This window comes from Micromonospora sp. DT44 (genome assembly GCF_049841635.1).
Lineage (GTDB): Bacteria > Actinomycetota > Actinomycetes > Mycobacteriales > Micromonosporaceae > Micromonospora.
On the sequence record NZ_JBNCKS010000118.1, the window covers coordinates 1 to 4,049 of the forward strand.

Below are 4,049 nucleotides of genomic sequence, written 5' to 3' on the forward strand. Positions count from 1 at the left end.
CCTAGCCACCGCTACACCACAACCCATCCCACGCCGCTTCGCGACGCGGGATGCTGCCGCGTGTCTACGCACGGTTCCATTTTCGAGTTAGGCTGACTGTCGTGACGATCGACGACACCGCCGGCAGCACCGAACGCCTGGGCATGGCACTGGCGCCCGGTGGTCTCTGCGTGGTTCAGGACCTGCTGAACACCGCCGGCATAGCCGTCGCACCGACGTTCGAACTGCTCGATGACGAGACCACGGCGCAGGGCTGGCTCGATGTGGCGTTGCGGACCTGGGGAGAGCAGACCGGCCAAGCGCCGCCACGGATCGCGCTCACCGGTGACGACCTGGCGCCACTTCGGGCCCTGCGCGACCAGGTCCGCGGCTGGCTGACGAACGATGCCCACGACCAGGGGCCGCAGCCGCTGGCGGCCGACATCAACCTCCGCGATGGTCGATTGACGTATGGGCCCAGCGGTGGCGGCGTGAGCGCCGTCGCGTCGCTGGTCCACCTGGAAACGTTGCTCGCCTCGCGCCTGGGCACACTCGCCCGGCTCAAGACGTGTATGAACCCGGACTGCGGCGCCGTTTTCTACGACCGGTCCCGGAACAGCACCCGCGTCTGGCACGACATGAAGAGCTGTGGCAACGCGATCAATCTCCGTGCCTCCCGGGCCCGCCGGCGCGCCACGACCAAGCCCTGACACCCACCGCGGGTACGCCGCGGAAGCCGTCCCGTGGTTCGATCACCTCGTCCATGCCAAGGGAGGGGCACGGTGGGACGGAACGCGATCATCTTCCACGGGACCGGGGGCAACCCGGACGTCGTCTGGTACCGCTGGCTGGCCCGACGGCTGGAGGCCCGGGGTTACGCGGTCGAGGTGCCGCACCTGCCGGGCGTCAATGTCGAGCCGATTGCGACGTTCCTGCCGACGGTGCTGGCCGGGCACCACTTCGACGAGGACACGGTCCTGGTGGGCCACTCCGGCGGCGCGGCCCTGCTCCTGGCACTCCTTGAGCATGTCGACGTGACGGTGGCGCAGGCGATCCTGGTCGCCGGCTACTGCACCCGGTCCAACACGAGCGACGAGCCCGTTCTACAGGAGCACTACGACTGGGCGGCGATCCGGTCGCACGTGCGGGACATCTACTTCGTCAACTCGCGCAAGGATCCGTACGGCTGCGACGACCGGCAGGGACGCGCGATGTTCGAGCGGCTCGGCGGCACCCAGATCGTGCGCGACGACGGCCACTTCGGCGACTACGACCAGCCGTACGAGCGGTTCGAGCTTCTCGACCGCCTCATCCCCTGACGCTCGTCACATCCGCGCCCGCAGCACGTCGACCTCACAGCCGGGCGCCGACGGGTCGAAGCCGTGCTCGGTCAGCCAACGGATCACCACCAGACTGCGCCACGACCACCACGCCCGGATCACGTCGAGGTCGACGTCGGCGCCGTAGCCGGCCACGACGTCGCCGAGGCGCTCCTCGTGCCCGAGAGTCAACGTGGCGAGGTCGAACAGGGCGTCGCCCCGGCTCGCCTCGGACCAGTCGAGCACGCCGGTGACCTCGTCGCCGTCGACGAACACGTGGTCCACCTGTAGGTCGCCGTGGGTGAAGACAGGTGTCCACGGCCGGAGCGCCGCCTCGGCGATGTGACGGTTGCGGGTGACCAGGTCGCTGGGGAGAACGTCGTTCGCGACGAGCCACCCGCACTCGCGGTCGAGCCGCGTGGCCCGCTCGTCGAGGCTCGGACCGGGCCAGGGCGGCAGCGGCGCGTCGTGCAGCGTCCGTACGGCGGCGCCCGCCGCGGCCCACGCCGTCGCCGACGCGGTCGACGGCTCGCCCAGGCGGCCGAGTGCCCGCCCGCGCAGAGCGGCGAGCGCGAGCACGGGCGGGTTGCGCCACAGGACCTCCGGGGTCGGCACGGGCGCCATCGCCATCGCCGCCACCTCGACGTCCGCGTGGTCCGGATCAGCATCGATCTTGAGAAACACATCCCCGGCACGTACGGTCGCCCGCTCGGAGTGGGCGACGACGACCTCTATCTCCGGCACGTCGGCCATTGTCGCGGGATCGACCGCGACGCTCGACCGGTTTTCGGCGCCGGAGTCGCGGGTGTCGCGGCGGACAGCAGGCTGTGGTGGCCGCCGCAGTCGGGGTCGGCGTGGGGGTGGTTGCAGCACTCCCGCCGGTTTGGGTTCGGCCCGCCCCGCGGTGAACCGTTGGCAGGGATGCACCGTTGAGACGTGCGCCAACGACCTTCGAACCGAGAGGATCCAAAGCGTATGCCTCCACGTCGCGACTACCGACAAGTCTCCTATCAGGAGGTCATCGATCAGCCAACGATCGCCGACGCAAGCTTGGTGATGGCATGGGCCCGCACATCCGGCCGGCTGAATCCCGGAGAAAAGCACATGTGGCGCCTGACTTCGGTAGTGCTTGGCGACTTCGCAAAGGCGCACGGGTTGCCCCGTGACTACTACACGCTCGCCAAGGACGGGGTCAAGCCCCGAGTGGTGCCAGAATCCGACCGCTACCCTGACGGCGCGAACCCGCAATCCGCGGCGGCGCAGACGATAGATCTGCCCTCCCGTTGGCCGCAGTCCGATCTGCCCACCGAGCCGCGCGTTTATCAGCCCGTAGCTTACCAGGCAGTGATCGACAATCCCGCGATCAGTGACCCCAGTCTGGTGATGGCCTGGGCTCACGCGACCAATCGGTTAACCCCCACAGCACGCGCTCTCAGTCTCGTTCCGAGTCTGCTAGCCGACTTTAGTGATGCCCACGGTTTGCCCCGTGACTACTACAGCGTTGTTCAGGCGGGGGAGCTCTTCCTGGAGCCCCGGTTCGATCGCTATGCTGACGGCGCAGATCCAACTTCCGCGGCGGCGCAGAGGATTTCCTTGCCCACTCGCTGGAAACGTGCCTATCTGCCGGCGGCGTACCAGGAGGTCGTCGATAACCCCAGCCTAGCCGATGTCCCCCTGATAAGGGCTTGGGCGCGCGCGACCGGGCGAATCCGCGCGTTGGCATACTCCAACACTAATGTGAGTCCCAAAGTAATCCGCGACTTCGCGGAAGCGCATGGGCTAACTGGAGGCTCGTATACCCTTGTCCGTGACGGCAAAAAATCCCATCTGAATTCAGACCCTGCCCGTTTGGCTGTCAACCCTGACCAGGTAGCACCCCTGCGGATCAGCCTTCCCGAGCGTTGGAAAGAGAAGCCAGCGGACGCCATAACGCAGTACGGGCAGCCCGTCGACGGTCCCGGCTATCAGCCGGAGGGTCGAGCGGGATCGACGCCTGCCTACGCCGATCCCTCAGGGCAGTACGCCGGCTACGCCGCGCCGCAAGCCGAGCTGCCGCAGAATTCCTACGCCTCAATGGTGAGCAGCTTTGGTGCTGCCCCTGGTGCGGTGGACACGACGATGCTGTCCAGCAGCACTGGCAACCAGTACCCATCTTCCTCCCGCTACCAGAGCCGGCAGGCAGAATACCCACCGGAGCAGGGGTATCACAGCTCTGTCCAATACGTTTCGGGGCCGGCTGCGAGCACGTCTTACGGGTACGGCCAATCTTCCACCACGCCGTACCCCGAATATTCCGCCCACAGCGGCCATGGCTTCGACGACGCCGGGCCGAGTAGGTCCGACTACAACACCTACCCCCAGCAATCCTTCGCACCGGCCATCCAGTACGCCATCAGCAGCGACAACCTTGCGGACATCAGTTACACAACGCAAAGCATGAATTCGCTGAACATCACCACCAACAACTGGCAGTCCAGCAGTGTTGCCGGCATCCCGTCGGCCGCCATCCCCACCCCAGAAGCCGATTTCGACCCGAAACCCGTCAGGCAACCCACGCCCAAAGGCCACTCCGGGAGACGCCACCGACGCTGACCGCCACCACACCCACCTCGACCTGCTGCTGGTCCTTGTGCGCGGGCTGCGGCCCCACTCGCTGTCGGCCCGCGACCCGCTGTGGGTCTGTGGATCTAAAGGTGTTTCCGGCCTGACCTGCCGGGCGTTGTGCCTGGTGAGGAGGGTGCTGTGATGACC

4 protein-coding genes are annotated in these 4,049 nt (G+C 67.2%); 3 read left to right on the forward strand and 1 reads right to left on the reverse strand.

The window, feature by feature from the left end:
* Positions 1-101: 101 nt before the first annotated feature.
* Together ACLQ25_RS32380 and ACLQ25_RS32385 are read left to right on the forward strand one after the other, a co-directional pair.
* Positions 102-689 (forward strand): CGNR zinc finger domain-containing protein, encoded by a 588-nt coding sequence (locus tag ACLQ25_RS32380; RefSeq protein WP_425734532.1) that lies wholly within the window; start codon positions 102-104, stop codon positions 687-689.
* A 72-nt stretch (positions 690-761) separates the two neighbouring features.
* Positions 762-1,298: an RBBP9/YdeN family alpha/beta hydrolase gene (locus tag ACLQ25_RS32385; RefSeq protein WP_425734533.1), complete on the forward strand. Its 537-nt coding sequence runs from the start codon at positions 762-764 to the stop codon at positions 1,296-1,298.
* Positions 1,299-1,304: 6 nt separating this feature from the next.
* On the opposite strand, the gene ACLQ25_RS32390 is transcribed toward ACLQ25_RS32385, so the two are convergent.
* Complete coding sequence (locus tag ACLQ25_RS32390) at positions 1,305-2,051, reverse strand: phosphotransferase family protein (RefSeq protein WP_425734534.1); 747 nt, start codon at positions 2,049-2,051, stop codon at positions 1,305-1,307.
* Positions 2,052-2,234: 183 nt separating this feature from the next.
* Between ACLQ25_RS32390 and ACLQ25_RS32395 the strand changes: the two genes are divergently transcribed.
* On the forward strand, positions 2,235-3,890 hold the full coding sequence (locus ACLQ25_RS32395; RefSeq protein ID WP_425734535.1) for a hypothetical protein: 1,656 nt from the start codon (positions 2,235-2,237) through the stop codon (positions 3,888-3,890).
* The last annotated feature ends 159 nt before the right edge of the window (positions 3,891-4,049 follow it).

Coding starts and splice junctions, on each gene's coding strand:
- ACLQ25_RS32390 (WP_425734534.1), bottom strand. CDS start 2,051: ATGGCCGACGTGCCGGAGATAGAGGTCGTCGTCGCCCACTCCGAGCGG.